Annotated in this window: 10 protein-coding genes and 1 tRNA gene; 7 read left to right on the top strand and 4 right to left on the bottom strand. The window is 62.5% G+C overall.

Annotated features, from left to right (window positions below; translation table 11 throughout):
- Nucleotides 1-15: 15 nt before the first annotated feature.
- The gene (locus tag GE027_RS10570) at nt 16-1,293 is read left to right on the top strand and encodes an aminoglycoside phosphotransferase family protein (RefSeq protein ID WP_153557161.1); all 1,278 of its coding nucleotides are present in this window, start codon (nt 16-18) and stop codon (nt 1,291-1,293) included.
- Nucleotides 1,294-1,318: 25 nt separating this feature from the next.
- On the top strand, nt 1,319-3,733 hold the full coding sequence (locus GE027_RS10565) for a protein-disulfide reductase DsbD family protein (protein WP_153557160.1): 2,415 nt from the start codon (nt 1,319-1,321) through the stop codon (nt 3,731-3,733).
- An 86-nt stretch (nt 3,734-3,819) separates the two neighbouring features.
- Here the strand turns inward: GE027_RS10565 and GE027_RS10560 are convergent, their stop codons facing one another.
- Nucleotides 3,820-4,989: a 3-dehydroquinate synthase gene (locus GE027_RS10560; protein ID WP_153557159.1), complete on the bottom strand. Its 1,170-nt coding sequence runs from the start codon at nt 4,987-4,989 to the stop codon at nt 3,820-3,822.
- Nucleotides 4,990-5,228: 239 nt separating this feature from the next.
- Between GE027_RS10560 and GE027_RS10555 the strand changes: the two genes are divergently transcribed.
- From GE027_RS10555 to GE027_RS10540, 4 genes are all read left to right on the top strand, one after another.
- Nucleotides 5,229-8,270, top strand: a complete 3,042-nt coding sequence (locus GE027_RS10555) for a VWA domain-containing protein (RefSeq protein ID WP_202617385.1) — start codon at nt 5,229-5,231, stop codon at nt 8,268-8,270.
- Nucleotides 8,271-8,748: 478 nt separating this feature from the next.
- Nucleotides 8,749-9,753, top strand: a complete 1,005-nt coding sequence (locus GE027_RS10550; RefSeq protein ID WP_153557158.1) for an AAA family ATPase — start codon at nt 8,749-8,751, stop codon at nt 9,751-9,753.
- A gap of 150 nt (nt 9,754-9,903) precedes the next feature.
- Complete coding sequence (locus tag GE027_RS10545; protein ID WP_153557157.1) at nt 9,904-10,296, top strand: hypothetical protein; 393 nt, start codon at nt 9,904-9,906, stop codon at nt 10,294-10,296.
- Between the two features lie 96 nt (nt 10,297-10,392).
- Nucleotides 10,393-10,475 (top strand) — tRNA-Ser (locus GE027_RS10540).
- Nucleotides 10,476-10,582: 107 nt separating this feature from the next.
- On the opposite strand, the gene GE027_RS10535 is transcribed toward GE027_RS10540, so the two are convergent.
- The 3 genes from GE027_RS10535 to GE027_RS10525 all read right to left on the bottom strand — a co-directional run bounded on the left by GE027_RS10535 (nt 10,583) and on the right by GE027_RS10525 (nt 13,056).
- Nucleotides 10,583-10,939 (bottom strand): PGPGW domain-containing protein, encoded by a 357-nt coding sequence (locus tag GE027_RS10535; protein WP_153557156.1) that lies wholly within the window; start codon nt 10,937-10,939, stop codon nt 10,583-10,585.
- 261 nt (nt 10,940-11,200) lie between these two features.
- A complete protein-coding gene (locus tag GE027_RS10530) occupies nt 11,201-11,722 on the bottom strand; it encodes a hypothetical protein (RefSeq protein ID WP_153557155.1) in 522 nt (173 codons plus the stop codon).
- Between the two features lie 161 nt (nt 11,723-11,883).
- Nucleotides 11,884-13,056: a zinc-dependent alcohol dehydrogenase gene (locus tag GE027_RS10525; RefSeq protein WP_153557154.1), complete on the bottom strand. Its 1,173-nt coding sequence runs from the start codon at nt 13,054-13,056 to the stop codon at nt 11,884-11,886.
- Nucleotides 13,057-13,245: 189 nt separating this feature from the next.
- Here GE027_RS10525 and GE027_RS10520 point away from each other — a divergent pair, with 189 nt between their 5' ends.
- Nucleotides 13,246-14,997: an FAD-dependent oxidoreductase gene (locus GE027_RS10520; RefSeq protein WP_237607454.1), complete on the top strand. Its 1,752-nt coding sequence runs from the start codon at nt 13,246-13,248 to the stop codon at nt 14,995-14,997.
- Nucleotides 14,998-15,219: the final 222 nt, after the last annotated feature.

The raw sequence follows: 15,219 nt of genomic DNA, 5'->3' as shown, positions 1-15,219 counted from the left end.
GGCTCGCTCGCTCCGATGCCCGATCCCCGCTCGCCCGATCTACCGCCTCGACCATCGCTGCCGGCCGCCGTGCTGTCGGCGTTTCGTCTCGACGCCGCCAAGATCCGCGCCGAAAAACTCGACGGTGGCTTCAGCGGCGCTCTCCTGTACCGCCTTCGACATGCCGGTGGAGCAGGGCAGGGCGGCGGGGCGACCGGAGCCCCGAAGTTCACCGTGCTGCGGCGCTGGCCGCAGGGCACGGCGGCCAGCCGGGTGCGGGAGGTGCAGACGGTCACGGCCGCAGCACGCCGACGCGGCTGCACACTGGTCCCTGCGACGCTGCACGACGCCGACGAGGTCGTCGCGGCGGACGGCTATCTTTGGCAGCACAGCGATTGGGTTCCCGGCGTCCCCTGTGCGTTCTCGCCCGCCGAACCGGAGGCTTTCGTTTGCGCGATCGGCCGGGCCGCCGCGGCGGTGGGCCGCTTCCATGCCGCCGTCGCTGACCTGACTCCTCACACCGCTGCATCGCCGCACGCGGAACCTATCGTCCCCGCTCATTCGGTTGGTCCCCCCGGGCCGCCCGCCGTGATCCAACGATATCAGCGCCTGCGTTATTTCGACGATTGGCTGCCGCGGTCCGATTCGGCCTGCGGCTCCGCATCGGCGCCGGCTTGGGCTCTGCGTGCCGAGGCGACGCTGCGGATGCTCTGGCCCCGGCACGTCGCCCGGTTACAGGCGGCCCTGCGGAACGCCCACGAATCCGAGGCGGCCACACCGCTACAGTACGTCCTGCGGGATTGCCACCACGGCCACATTCTGTTCGACCGCGACCGTTTGCAGGTGACGGGATTGATCGATTTTGATGCACTTCGCATTGACACGCCGGCCACGGATCTCGGCCGCTTAGTTTTCAGTTTCGCAGCCTGCACGACGGCCTCGCAGGAGCTTCTCGGTGGGGAAGGGCAGGGCGAAAACGTGAGCCAGCGGCCGATCTCCCCTGCCATCGCCACCGGACTCGAGGCCGCCGACGCCCAGCTCGACGCTTGGCGAAACTGGCTCCGCGAGGCGCTTTGGCCTGCGGCGGTGGCGGGAATTCGTCAGGAATGCTCATTTTCAGACCAACAAGCGAACCTCGCGATCGTGCTGGGGGAGGCCACGACCCTCCTGGCACTGGCAAACTGGGTAAAATGGACCAAGGAAGCCTGTTCTACCGATTCGCCACCGGGCCCGGCTCGGCTGGATTCGATACGAAACAGGGTCGAAGCATTGAGCCAGTTTGCGATAAACTATTTCTCTTCCGCATTGTCTTGAATGGACCGTGAAAAAGGCCACCGCAATGGTATTGGTTAATCGATCAAATCGGCTTGCCCTGTGGGTGTGTTTACTGGGGTGGCTGGCGCTGCCCGGTCTAGCCGCTGCGCAAGAGCCCTTTGGCAACGGTTTCACACCCACGTTCTCAGGAGCCGTCGCAGAGGACGAGGAACCGATTGAGCTGGAAGCATCGTTCGAGATCGCCGAAGGCACCCGGCAGGGACGCGTCCACGTCGATGCCACGCTGCGGGACATGTGGCACGTGTACTCGGTCACTCAAGGCGCAGGCGGTCCGAGCCGCACGGTGTTGAAACTGGCCAAGGACGCGCCGGCTCGCCTGACCGGTTCTTTCGTTCCCGACCACGATCCCAAACGCAGCGTCTCGGCCCAGTTTCCGGGCGTAACGATTGAAGAACACGAGCACGAGGTGCGTTGGACGGCGCCGATCGAACTGGACGAAGGTGTCGATCCGGCGAAGACCACGCTGACGATCGACGCGCGCGGCCTGACCTGCTTGACCGACGGCAGTTGCCAACCCTTCGAACAAACGCCTGAGGCGAAACTGGCGGGCACCTACCAACCGCCGCAGGCCGACGCCACGTTCCGCGACGGGGATTACACCGTCGAGTGGAAAGGCAAACTCACGCCGGCGACGGCTGCGCCGGGCAGCGTAGTCCAATTAAAACTGACGGCCGTCCCGGACCGCGGCTTCCACGTTTATCCCGCAGCGATCGACGACTCGGATTTTTCCACCAACTTCGTCATCACTCGCCGCGGGCCGCTGGCGGCCAGCGAGCCGCAGCCGTCCGAACCGCCGGTTACCGTCAAAGGCCCGGCCGGAACGTCGACCTACCAAAAGGGCAAGGTTACCTGGACGATTGATTTAACCATTCCCGAAGACGCGACCGCCGGCGCCTACCCACTGGAAGGCTTCATCGCCTATCAAGCCTGCACCGACAGCAGTTGCCTGTTGCCCAAGGCCCTGCAGTTCACCACCCAGCTGGAGGTGGGCTCGGAGGCCGAAGCCGCGCAAACCGCTCCGGTGCAATTCTCGGTTGCCAAACGTCCGCAGGTCATGGACTTGATCGCCGAAACGCCGTGGGAAGAGAAGGAGTCGCAGCTGAAGTCGCCCACGGTCTACGGTGGCGGAGCCAAGAAACAGTATTCCTTTGCGATGATGCTGTTGATGGGTGCCGGAGCAGGGTTGATCCTGAACCTGATGCCCTGCGTGTTGCCGGTCTTGGGATTGAAGCTGATGTCCTTGACCGACCAAGCCGGCCAGGATTCGCGTTCGGTGTTCATGAGCAACCTCTGGTACTCGCTGGGCGTGTTGACCGTATTCTGGGCTTTGGCGGCCGCCGCCTCGCTGCTGTCGTTGAAGTGGGGTGAACAATTTACTTATCTGGAATTCAAGCTGGCGTTGACGGTCCTGCTGTTTGCCATGGCCCTCAGTTTCCTGGGGGTTTGGGAAATTCCTGTCCCGGGTTTTGCGTCCGGAAAAGTCTCGCAGGACCTACAGCACAGCGAAGGTGCCGTGGGCGCCTACAGCAAGGGCCTGTTCACGACGATCATCGCCACGCCCTGCGGCGGCCCGCTGCTGGGGTTGGTGCTGAGCCTGTTGATGGGCCAATCCACGACGATGATCTTCGCCGTGTTCACGGCCATGGGCATCGGCATGTCGCTGCCGTTTCTGTTGATCGGCATCAATCCGCGATTGGTCAGCTGGTTGCCCAAACCAGGCGTCTGGATGGAAACGCTGAAACAGCTGATGGCGTTCGTGTTGCTGGGAACCGTGGCGTTCTTCTTCAACATGTTCTCGGACGAATACAAACTGCCCGTGTTTGTTTCGCTGATCGGTGTCTGGTTCGGGTGCTGGATGATCGGACAGGTACCCAACTGGGAAAGCCTGCGCAAACGACTGACCAGTTGGACAGCCGGGATCGCCAGCGCCGCGGCCATCGTGTGGTTCGCGTTCAGTGCGTTGGTCCCGGGCGACGTGGTCGTTCCCTGGCAACCCTATGACGAAGCCAAACTGGCCCAGCTACGCAGCGAGGGCCGAACCGTCATGATCGACTTTACGGCCAACTGGTGTGCGACGTGCAAATGGAACTATCACACGGCGCTGAACACCGAAGAAACACGCGAGATGATCGAAGAACTGGACGCGGTCCCGATGTTGGCCGACTGGAGCGATTACAACGAAGAGATTCGCAACAAATTGGACGAACTGGAAAGCCAGTCGATCCCGCTGTTGGCGATCTATCCGGGAACGGCGCCGGACCAACCGATAATCCTGCGAGACTTGGTTAACCAGGAAGACGTGTTGGGCGCCCTGCAGTCGGCCGGCCCTTCGGTCGATAGCGCGCTGGCGGACAGCGGACCCGAACGAGCGGATGAAGCCGCCGTGACGCAGGTCAGCAGCGGCGGACGATTGCCGTAAGGGACTCCGCCCGGCGGCAGCCGGCTTTTGCCGAAGATTGAATAGGGGCGGTGCAGAAATCCAAAGTCTGGCGACTTCAGCTACGATCACCGCGGTGGCTTTTCTAATTGGTAAGCGCGCACCGCTTCGATGGCGGCCTGCATCTCGGGCCAGTCCACTTCGTGTACGTCGATCGGTTTGCCGATCGCTTCGAGCAGGGTGATCGTCAGCCGGCCGCCCAGATGCTGGCGAAATTCTTCCAATCCCAAACGCAGTTGTTCGGGATCGTCCAGCAGCGGATGCGAGACCGGCAACCCGAGGTCCGTCAAACAGTCCAACACGCGGCGGGCGTCGGACGCCGGAAAACCGTGCATCCGAGCGCTATACATCGTATCGATTGCCACGCCGATCGAGACCGCTTCGCCGTGCCGCAGCGTGTAATCGGTCAGCGGCTCCATCCGATGGGCCGACCAGTGGCCGAAGTCCAACGGGCGGGCTTCGAGCATTTCGAACGGATCGCCGCCTTCGGTGATGTGACGAATGTGCATCCTCACCGCCGATGCGATGGCCTTGGCCGAAGCCACCTCATCGCGGGCGGCGATACGCGGTGCGTTCTCACACAACCGATCAAACGCTTCGCGGCTTTTCAACAGCGTCACTTTGACCGCTTCGCTGAACCCACAGCGGAAGTCGCGGTCGGGCAGGGTCTCCAGCAGTTTCCAATCATTGATCACGGCCCAGGGCACGGCGAACGTGCCCTTCCAGTTTTTTTTGCCGAACCAGTTGACGGCATTCTTTACGCCGACCCCGGAATCGGCCTGGGCCAGCGTGGTCGTGGGCAAACGCACCAAGCGGATGCCACGGTGGGCGATGGCCGCAGCATAGCCCACCGCGTCCAGCACCGCGCCGCCTCCGATCACCACGATATAGCTGCGGCGATCCAGGTCGTGGCGGTTGAAGTGCTCGAGCATGCCTTCGATCAATGCCGGATCGTTCTTGCAGGGCTCTCCTCCGACAACGCTTTGCACGCTGCCAGCCATCTGCACCTGCTCCGGCCGCGAAGCCAGAACCGACTGGATTTGCTGTGGCAACTCGGGCCGGCAATCCAACAGATGCGAATCCACCCAGACCTGCACCTTGGCCGGCAATGCGCCCGACGGCTGCAGCACGTCCAGCAGCACCGCCGCATCGGGTCCCAGAACATCCTCGGTGGTGCGAATCCGATGTGTTTGTGGGATGACGAACGGGATGTCGATCGACGAGTAGTCGGTGGGCATTGTGTACTGCAGGAGGGAGCGTCAAAACGGAGAGCCGCTCATCATAGTTGCTCGGAGCCGAATCGTCAGCGACCCTTGGCCGCCGGCGTTACGCGTCGGGGGCGGGACTTGCAAAAGCCCCCCTACCGCACAACAACGCGGATCGGTGCGGTACAATGCGATTTCGCTGTAGCGGTGGCCATTTCGGCCGTGACACGGGGAACCGACCGCATTCTGCTCGTCTTTGCTGGTTCTGGATCATGTTGAACTTCCGCCTGGGTTTCGAACATCCCGTTTATCTGTGGTTGCTGCTGGTCCTGCCCGTGCTGTGGTGGACCGGGTACCGATCGTTGGCCGCTCTCGGTCCGCTCCGCCGCAGCCTGGCGTTGTTGCTTCGCACCGCCGTACTGACGGGTTTTATCCTGGCGTTGGCCGGAGTCCAGTTGGTCTGGACCAGCGACCGGATGACGGTGATGTACCTGCTGGATCAGAGCGAAAGCATCCCCGAAGCCAAGCGGCAGTTGATGCTGGATTACGTGATCCGCAATGTCCGGCGGCATCGCGATGTGGCCCGCAACGACCGCGCCGGGATCATCGTGTTCGGCCGCGAAGCGACGATCGAGATCCCGCCCTTCGATGACGACATTCCGCAACTCGGTCGGCTGGAGAGTTACATCGGACGCCGCGACGCGACCAGTCTCGAATCCGCCCTGGTGCTGGCGCAGGCTTCGATGTCCGACGACACCTCGCGGCGGCTGGTGATCGTGACCGATGGCAATGAGAATCTGGGCAATGCGCAGAAGCTGGCCGCTCGCCTGGCCGATTCGGGAATTGGTATCGACGTTGTCCCGGTGGTGCTCCAGTCGCGGGCCGAGGTCTTGGTGGAAAAGATCGACCTGCCTTCGGACATCCGCAAGGGGCAACCCTTCGAAGCCCGCGTGGTGGTTAATTCCTATACCGACGAAGCCGACGCGGCGCCGGTCAGCGGACGGCTGCAGGTCACGCGCATCGATAGCGAAGCGGGAACCGGGGCTCAGGAAGAGTTACTGCTGGACTTTCCGACAACGCTGGCTCCGGGCAAGAGTGTGTTTCCCTTGGAACACCAGATCGATCGGCCGGCTCCCTACACCTTCCGCGCTCGGTTCGTTCCCGATGACGAACAAGATGATGGGCTGAAAGAGAACAACGAAGCTTCGGCGTACACCTACATCCGTGGCCAGGGTCGGGTGTTGATGATTGAAGACTTCAGCCGCCGCGGTGAATACGATCTGATGGCCGAACGGCTGCGGGCGGCGAATATCGAAGTGGTGATCCGGCCCAGCGATCAACTGTTCGGTTCGCTGGCCGAACTGCAAGCCTACGATGCGGTCATCCTGGCCGGCGTACCGCGCGTAAGCGGCAGCGCCGATGATACGATCGTGACCTTCGATGACGACAAAGTCGAAATGCTGGTCCGCAACACACAACAACTCGGCTGCGGACTGTTGATGATCGGCGGCCCAGAGGCCTTTGGTGCGGGCGGCTGGTCGGGCACGAAACTGGAAGAGGCCATGCCGGTGGACTTCCAGGTGAAAAACAAAAAGGTCGAAGCGGTCGGTGCCCTGGCGATGATCATGCACGCCTGCGAAATGGCTCAGGGCAATTACTGGCAGAAAGTCATCGCGCAGAGCGCTATCGAACAACTCGGACCCGCCGACGAGGTGGGCGTGCTGTACTGGAACATGACCGGCGACAGTTGGTTGTGGGGCGGCCGCAAGGGTTTGCTGCCGGTGGGCCCTAACAAACAAGCGATGATGGCCGCGGTGCGGCGAATGGCCCCCGGCGACATGCCGGCGTTTGACAATGGCATGCGGATGGCCGCCACCAGTTTGGCGCGCAGCAACGCTTCGATGAAACACTGCATCATCATCAGCGATGGCGATCCCTCGCCACCCTCGCCGGCAACGATCCGCGCCTTTACCGACAACAAAATTACCGTGACGACCGTAACCGTCGCAGGACACGGCTCGGTGGAGAGCCAACGCATGCGGTCGATCGCCAATCAAACCGGTGGCAAGTACTACGAAGTGCGGAACGCCAAGGCGCTGCCCAAGATCTTTCAGCGCGAAGCCCGCCGGGTGGCTCGTCCCCTGGTTCACGACATCCCCGGCGGCGCCTCGCCCGAGGTCGTCTATGCGCATCCTGCGCTGCAAGGTATCGACAGCCTGCTTCCCCCGATCACCGGCCTGGTGCTGACACAAACCAAGGACAGTCCGTTGTCGCAGGTCCTCGTCCGCTCGCCCTCGCCCAGCGAACCGGAGAACGCGACCGTGCTGGCGGTTTGGAATTACGGTCTCGGCCGCACTGCGGTGCTGACGACCGACACCGGGGCGCGCTGGGCGCAGGCTTGGACCGACTGGGGCGATTACGACAAATTCTACAGCCAACTGGTCCGCTGGCTGATGCGACCGACCGGCGACACCGGCAAGTTCGACTTGGCCACGCAAGTCCGCAACGGCCAGGTGCAGGTCGTCGTTTCGGCCCTCGACAAAGAAGACGCGTTCTTGAACTTTTTGGACATGAATGCATCGGCCGTGGGCCCGGATCTGAACGATATTCCGCTGACGATGAAACAGACCGCACCGGGACGTTACGTGGGCACGTTTCCGGCCGATCAAGCGGGCAGCTACTTCGTCAACATTGCTCCCCAGCCGGGCAGCGCGCCTTTGACCACCGGTGTCACCGTGCCGTACTCCGATGAGTTCCGCGTGCGGGACACCAACGACGCGTTGCTGGCGACGCTGGTCAGCACCAAGCCGCGTGGTGGCCAGCCCGGTCAACTGGCCCCGCCTCTGGAACCCGACACGATGGACGATCTGGTTCAGGAGAACGCGTTCCGCAAAGGCTTGGCTTTGGCTCGCAGCATCCGCGACGCCTGGCCCTGGTTTGTCTTGGCCGCGTGCTGTTTGTTCTTAGGCGACGTGATGGTGCGCCGCGTGGCGATCGATTTCGCCTGGCTGGGCCGATTCATCAAGCGTGACCAGAAGGCGGCCGACGAAACACCGTCGCGGTTGGCGGCGCTCCGCGAGCGCAAAGAAGCGGTCAGCCAATCGATCGACCGCCGGCGGGCGGCCGTGCGGTTCGAACCCACACCAGAAAGTTCCGACGCGGCTCTCGCCGAGGAACTGGACCCGGCGGGCGGCAAATCCAAGTCCCGCTCGACTCCCTCGGCATCCCCGTCGCTGCGTCCGGAAGACGACGGCAAGACCTATACCGAACGCTTGCTCGAGGCGAAACGCAAGGCCCGCAAACAGAACGACTGAGGCATCGGCCCAAGTTTGCAAGGCCCAAGTTTGCAACGGCTCAGCGGACACCGTATGTTTGACGCGTTCCCAGCTGAAATCTGAAATCTGAAATCTCAAATCTCCTGACTCCGGCGGAATCTATGTATGAGAAGAATCGTTTTCTCCCCTCTCCCCCGAAGCCTGGCGAGCCTAAGCGAGTCAGGATTCGGGGGAGAGGGGTCGGGGGTGAGGGGGACCAGCAGAGCAGCACCACTTCGGTATTCCGATGCGGTGCGGGAATCGGAAAGGCGTACGCAAACAGTCATTCCGTTGCCTCCGAGCCCCCTCACCCCCGGCCCCTCTCCCACCACTGCTTCACTCGCTGACGCTCGCGGCGCCGCGGGGGAGAGGGGAGAAAACATTGCCTTCTACCGCTCCGAGCCCTACATAGAATCCGTTAGAGTCAGCAAATTTCAAATCGAATTCTCATCCGTGATCCTTCAAAAAGACTTCGCTCATGACCACTGTCGCTGAATCGATGCAAGAACGGGCCGACCAATTCCGGCAACGCTACACCGCGGTCAAAGAAGCGGTGGGGCAGGTGATCGTGGGCCATGAAGATATCGTTCACGGAGTTCTGACCGCGATGCTGTGCGGCGGCCACTGCTTGCTGGAAGGCGTCCCGGGCTTGGGCAAGACGATGCTGGTGCGGACGCTGGCCGAAGTGCTGGATTTGAACTTCAACCGCATCCAGTTCACTCCCGACCTGATGCCGGCCGACATCCTGGGCACGAACATGATCGTCGAAGACGAGCACGGGCATCGGCGGTTTGAATTCCAGCGCGGTCCGGTGTTCACTCAGATCCTGTTGGCCGATGAGATCAACCGAGCCACGCCCAAGACGCAGTCGGCGATGCTGGAAACGATGCAGGAAGGCACCGTGACCGCGGCCGGGCATCGGTATCAGCTGGAGCAACCGTTCTTTGTGCTGGCCACGCAGAACCCGATCGAGCAGGAGGGAACGTATCCGTTGCCCGAAGCCCAACTGGACCGCTTTCTGTTCAAGTTAGTCGTCGGCTACAGCGGCCGCGAAGAGCTGGCCACGATCGTCGACCGAACGACGCGGGGCGAGAAAGTCGAGCTCCAGAAGGTCATGAACGGCGACGAGATCACCGAGTGGCAGCAGCTGGTCCGCGAGGTGATCCTCGCCTCACACGTCCAGGATTACCTGGTACGGCTGACCCTGGCGACGCATCCCGAAGGCCCCTATGCAGCCGAAGCGACCAACCAATACGTGCGCTGGGGCAGCAGCCCGCGAGGCGCCCAGACGCTGGCCCTGGCGGCCAAGGTCCGAGCCTTGCTCGAGGGCCGCTACAACGTCAGTTTCGAGGACGTCCGCCGCGTCTACTTGCCGGCGATGCGGCACCGCGTACTGTTGAACTTCGAAGCCCAAGCCGAAGGCATCGAAGCCGACCAGGTCCTGCTGGAAATCCTCGAAAAGGTCCCCGAGAAAGCCGAGTAAATGCTCGAGGTCCGATCGGGACCAGCTCCTCTCGCCAGCCGCCGCTCCGCCAGGACGGTGGATCGCGGGGAAGGGGTAGAACCGGTGTAATTCGGATAATCGTTACGGTTTCGCTGCAGGCCTTCGCCAGGGGCTGCCGATGCCAACACAATGATGAATATCGCCACCCCTTTTGCCGCGGCCACCGCCGCTCGCCTCGGCGGCAGCGCTGTGCGTGCGGTCAGCGACGCGGCCAGTGATTTCGCTGCGCTGCTCGGCGGAGCGGATTCCGCCGAAAACAATGAAACGGCTGCAACCGCCGACGGCTTCGGCAACGGCATCGCCGGACTGTACCAGCGTGCGGCCTCGCGCGTCCGCGAACTGCTCGGTGGACGCTCGGCTGACATGCCTTCGCAGATCTGGGTCGAAGGCGGCCGTGTCGCCGAAACGCCGGGCCTCGCTCCTGAAGTGCAAAGCCGGCTGAATCAAGACCCTCAGCTGACCGATCTCCTAGGACGGCTGAACCCGGGCCCCGGCAAACGTGTCCTGTTGCTGGGTGAGTGACGCGGAGAATCCTGCCGAGCGGGCAAGAAACCGCATCAATCGCCCGAACTACGCTTGACGGATTCGCTTCATCGGGCAAACATATCAGGCGGCTACGGAGGGTATCCGAATTGGTGAGGAGGCTGATTCGAAATCAGTTGCCCAGAAATGGGTTGCGGGTTCGAGTCCCGTGCCCTCCGCTGTAGTCTTGGCTTGGGCCTAGGGCATTACCGTGCCCTAGGCCCGACAAGCCGAGTCAGGCCGGCAAGCCTACCTTCTTGAGCGATATCCGCCGGCTGCCCCTGCTTCATGCACCTTCTTGTCGACGGCTTCGGATCCAGCGTCTCAGCGACGTCGTCAACCGTCGCCAACTCGCCCTCAGCCAGAGTTCGCCGCGATCGGCCAGTCGAGCGATCACGGGAAATTCCAAAGCGATCAGAGCCAATCCGAAAAAGGCGATGAATCCACCGGGACCGGGCAACCAGCCAATCGCGACGCCCAACAGAATCAGGGCGATCCCGGCTGCGAAACTGCCCACTCGCGACCAACCAAACCCCGGCCCGCGGCGGCTGCGGCGATAGGCAACATAGCGGCAGAAGCGGTTGCCCGGCGGGCAGTGTCGCAGTCTTCCGTACTCGTTCTTCAGTCTTTGCCACATCGTCATTTGTGCTCGCGCTTGGTTCCGTGTCAATCCGTTCGGTGTACGGCGTGTTCGTTCACCAACTGGAGCCTGCACACGCAATACCCAAGCGCGGTTTTTCGCGTTTCCTTTCTCGTCGCGAGGGTCGCGAGCAGATTGGGCTAGCCGCAAAACGCCGCAAAACGCCGTTAGACGCCATGGCCCGCAGCAATCGAAGCAGGGGCGGCGGGGGCCCCAGCCGATGGGCTCGCGCCCATCGCAACGTCCTACCACCGCTCTGCCAGGCTACGCCTTACGCACAAAGCCCAGAACGGCGTCCGGGATGAAGCTGGCAACCCATTCCAGCGGGTCCTGCTGCTCGTTCCAGCTGCTGCGATTGCGGAAAGCCAGATAGATCGCTTCATCGGCGAGCAGCAATTCGGTGATCGAATCGATCGCATGCTGCTGGCAGTCATTCAGCTGTGCCGCTCGGGCCGTAACCCGTCGCCGCAAGCCGCCGGCCAGCGATTCCGGCGAATTCAGATAAGCATCGACCGCTTCGCGCAAGCGTGCCTTGACCGGCAACAGCGCGGCTTCGAAATAGGCGTAGTTCAACTCCTCCACGCCCCGCCGGAACCACTCCATATTGATCGGCGTATGCTGCCCCAGACGAGCCAGTGTCGTGGCTACCCGATTGACCCCTTCTCGTGGCGACAGTTCTCCCGCCGCCTCGGCTATGCCCGGTTCCTCACCGGCGAGCCGCTGAATCGAATCCGTCGATCCGGGTCGCACCACCGACTGCGAACCCTGTTGCGTCGTTGCACTCATCACTCCTGACATCATTTCACCTCAGGTTAATGGATCACCAAATGCCGTAGTTTCCCCCGCCCGGCTCCGGCCCCCAACGCTTTCGTTGACCATACAGCGAAAGCGATTAAGTATCAAGCAAACGGCGTGCCGTGCGGCTGGATCGTTTTTGATCAGGTCGCTCAGGGTGCTAGCACAACCTTTAGGCAGTCATCGCTGCGTTCTGCAAAGGTTTTGTACAACTGCGGCGCATCCTCCAGCGATCCCCGGTGGGTAATGATGAACGAGGGATCGATCTGGCCGGCGACCACCTTGTCGAGCAGGGGTTGGAGGTAGCGCTGGACATGCGTCTGGCCGGTCTTGATGGTCAGCGCTTTGTTCATTGCCGGCCCAAATGGCAGGTTATCGACCATCGCGGTGTAGACGCCGGGGACCGACAAGGTGCCTCCCTTGCGGCAACACTTGATGGCTTCGGCTAGCACGTAGGGATGGTTCGATGGCAGCCGGGCCGCTTCCATCGCGTCGTCGGCCGCCTCCCGCAGCGTACCGGCGGCGTGGGCTTCGGCCCCCACGGCGTCGATACAGCGATCCGGCCCCCGCCCTTTGGTCATCTCCATCAACTTGTCGTACACATCCTGCTGCTCGAAGTTGATGGTTTCGGCCTTGCCGTGTTTGGCGGCCATGGCCAACCGATCCGGCTCGCGATCGATGGCGACGACGCGACCGGCGCCGAGCATCCAAGCACTTTGGATCGCAAACTGGCCGACCGGCCCGCAGCCCCAGACGGCCACCGTATCCCCCTGCTCCATGTCGCAGTTCTCGGCGGCCATGTAACCGGTCGGGAAGATATCCGACAGAAACAGGACCTGCTCGTCGGCGATGCCCGCGGGCACTTTGATCGGCCCCACGTCGGCATAGGGGACACGCAGGTATTCCGCTTGCCCGCCCGCGAAGCCGCCCAGCAGATGCGAGTACCCCAGCAATCCGGCGGGCGACTGCCCCATAATCTCCGCAGCCTGCTGGGCGTTGGGATTACTGGTATCGCACAACGAGAACTGCTGTCGTTGGCAGAAGAAACAACTGCCGCAGGACAGCGTAAACGGCACCACCACGCGGTCGCCGACGCTCAGGTTCGTGATCGCGTTGCCCACCTCGACGACCTCGCCCATCGGTTCGTGCCCGATCACGTCTCCGGATTCCATGGCCGGCATGTAGCCGTGATACAGATGCAGATCGCTGCCGCAGATCGCCGTCGAGGTGACCCTGATGATCACGTCTCGAGCATCCAGAATCTTGGGATCGTCGACACGATCCACCCGAACATCTTTTCGTCCGTGCCAACATACAGCTTTCATGGCCAGCCTTCTTCCATAGCGATAACGGGGGAAGCAACGCCGGAGCGGTCCTCCAGCGGCAAAAAATAAAACCGACCGAGAAACCGCAAAGGCCATACCAGCGGTCCAGCAAACGCCCGTCGTGCTCTATACTGGGCCCCAGCACGGTTTCTGAACATTCGTCTCCCCTCGTTACTATCTTGTGTTTCCATGGCCAGTCATCCATCCTCTCCATCCTCATCCGCGTCTACCCTGGGCATGCGTCGCCGCCGTTTTCTCGAACTCTGTGGACTGACCGCTTCCTCCTCGCTATTGCTACCGAGCGCTGCGATCGCGCGGCCGATGCTCTCGGGCGATGAAGTCGAAGTGGACGTGGTCATCGTCGGCGGTGGTTTGGGCGGATGCGCCGCGGCACTGGCCGCCACACGAATGGGCAAGCGGGTGCTGTTGACCGAGCCGACCGATTGGCTGGGCGGACAGCTGAGCCAACAGGCGGTGCCGCCCGACGAGCATGGACATATCGAGACCCACGGCTGTACGGCCAGCTATCGGCAATTCCGAGAACACGTCCGCGATTACTATCGTGGCCACTATCCGCTGACCGATGCGGCGCGTCAGAACCCCCGACTGAACCCCGGCAACGGCAGCGTCTCGCGGCTGTGTCACGAACCGCACGTGGCCGTCGCCGTGCTCGAAGGCATGCTCGCGCCGGCGGTCAGCACGGGCCGGTTGATCATCCTGCTCGGCGCGCGTCCAACCGGGGCGGACGTCGACGGAGACCGTGTCCGCAGCGTGACGATCGCCACCGCCGATGGCCGTTCGCTCGAGGCGTCCGCGCCATACTTCATCGACGCCAGCGAACAAGGCGATCTGTTGCCGATGACCGGCACCGAATACATCACCGGGGCGGAATCGCAACAGCAAACCGGCGAAGCTCATGCGCCGGCCGAAGCCGAACCCGACAACATCCAATCGTTCACCTGGTGCTTTGCCATCGACCACCTCGACGGCGAAGACCACACCATCGACAAACCGGCCCAGTACGATTTCTGGAAAGACCACACCCCGGACCTGACGCCGCCCTGGCCGGACAAGCTGCTGTCGCTGTGGTATTCCAGACCCAACACCCTGAAACCTCACGAACTGTCGTTCGTACCGCCGAGCAAAGACGGCTCGCTGCCCAAGACGCCTTCGCTGAACCTCTGGCTTTATCGCCGCATCATCGACCCGCGAAACTTCCTTCCCGGTTCGTATGACAGTGGCGTGACGATCGTCAATTGGCCCCAGAACGACTACATGCTGGGCAACCTGATCACCGGCGACGAGGCGGACATCGCCAAACACCTGGAAGGCTCGCGCCAGCTCAGCCTATCGCTGCTGTACTGGTTGCAAACCGAAGCGCCGCGTCCCGACGGAGGCACCGGCTGGAAGGGCCTGCGTCTGCGAAAGGACTTGGTGGGAACCGATGATGGGTTGGCAAAGTATCCCTACATCCGCGAATCCCGACGCATCCAAGCCGAATTCACCATCCTCGAACAACACATCTCGCGAGCCGAACGGGCGGCCGTGGCCGACCCGAACGTCAAACATCTGCGGGCGACGCCGTTTGCCGATTCGGTCGGTGTCGGCTACTACCACCTGGACCTCCATCCCAGCAGCGGCGGCGACAACTACATCGATTTCCCCAGCGTGCCGTTTCAGATCCCGCTGGGTTCGTTGATTCCCCAGCGGATGGAAAACCTGATCCCCGGCTGCAAGAACATCGGCACGACGCACCTGAGCAACGGGTGTTACCGCTTGCACCCGGTGGAATGGAGCATCGGCGAAGCCGCCGGTGCCCTCGCCGCTCACTGCCTGGACCGAAACGAGCGGCCCCGCGGCGTTCGCAACCAAAGCCAAGCCCTGGCGGATTTCCAAGACCTGCTCCAGCGCCAAGGTTTTGAGTTGACCTGGCCGGCGTAAGCGACCGTTCCCCCCCTGAACCGTAGGCGTTAGCCTCGGGCCCCTGAGCCGTAGGTTGTTTTCTCCGCGGCAATGGTGCGCAACCGCCTTGGGTGCGGAAACGTGTTTTGCCGCGGGATGATCCATTGCCGCGAGACCCGACACTAGCGCGTTCGGCTTGGGTCTTTCGGTGAAACCCCGCGACAACACCCTCCCGCGCAGCGGGAGGGTCGGGCTCTTAGG

Source organism: Roseimaritima sediminicola, from assembly GCF_009618275.1.
GTDB lineage: Bacteria > Planctomycetota > Planctomycetia > Pirellulales > Pirellulaceae > Roseimaritima > Roseimaritima sediminicola.
Note: the sequence above shows the minus strand (reverse complement) of the source record. Positions and strands in the feature narration are given on the sequence as shown.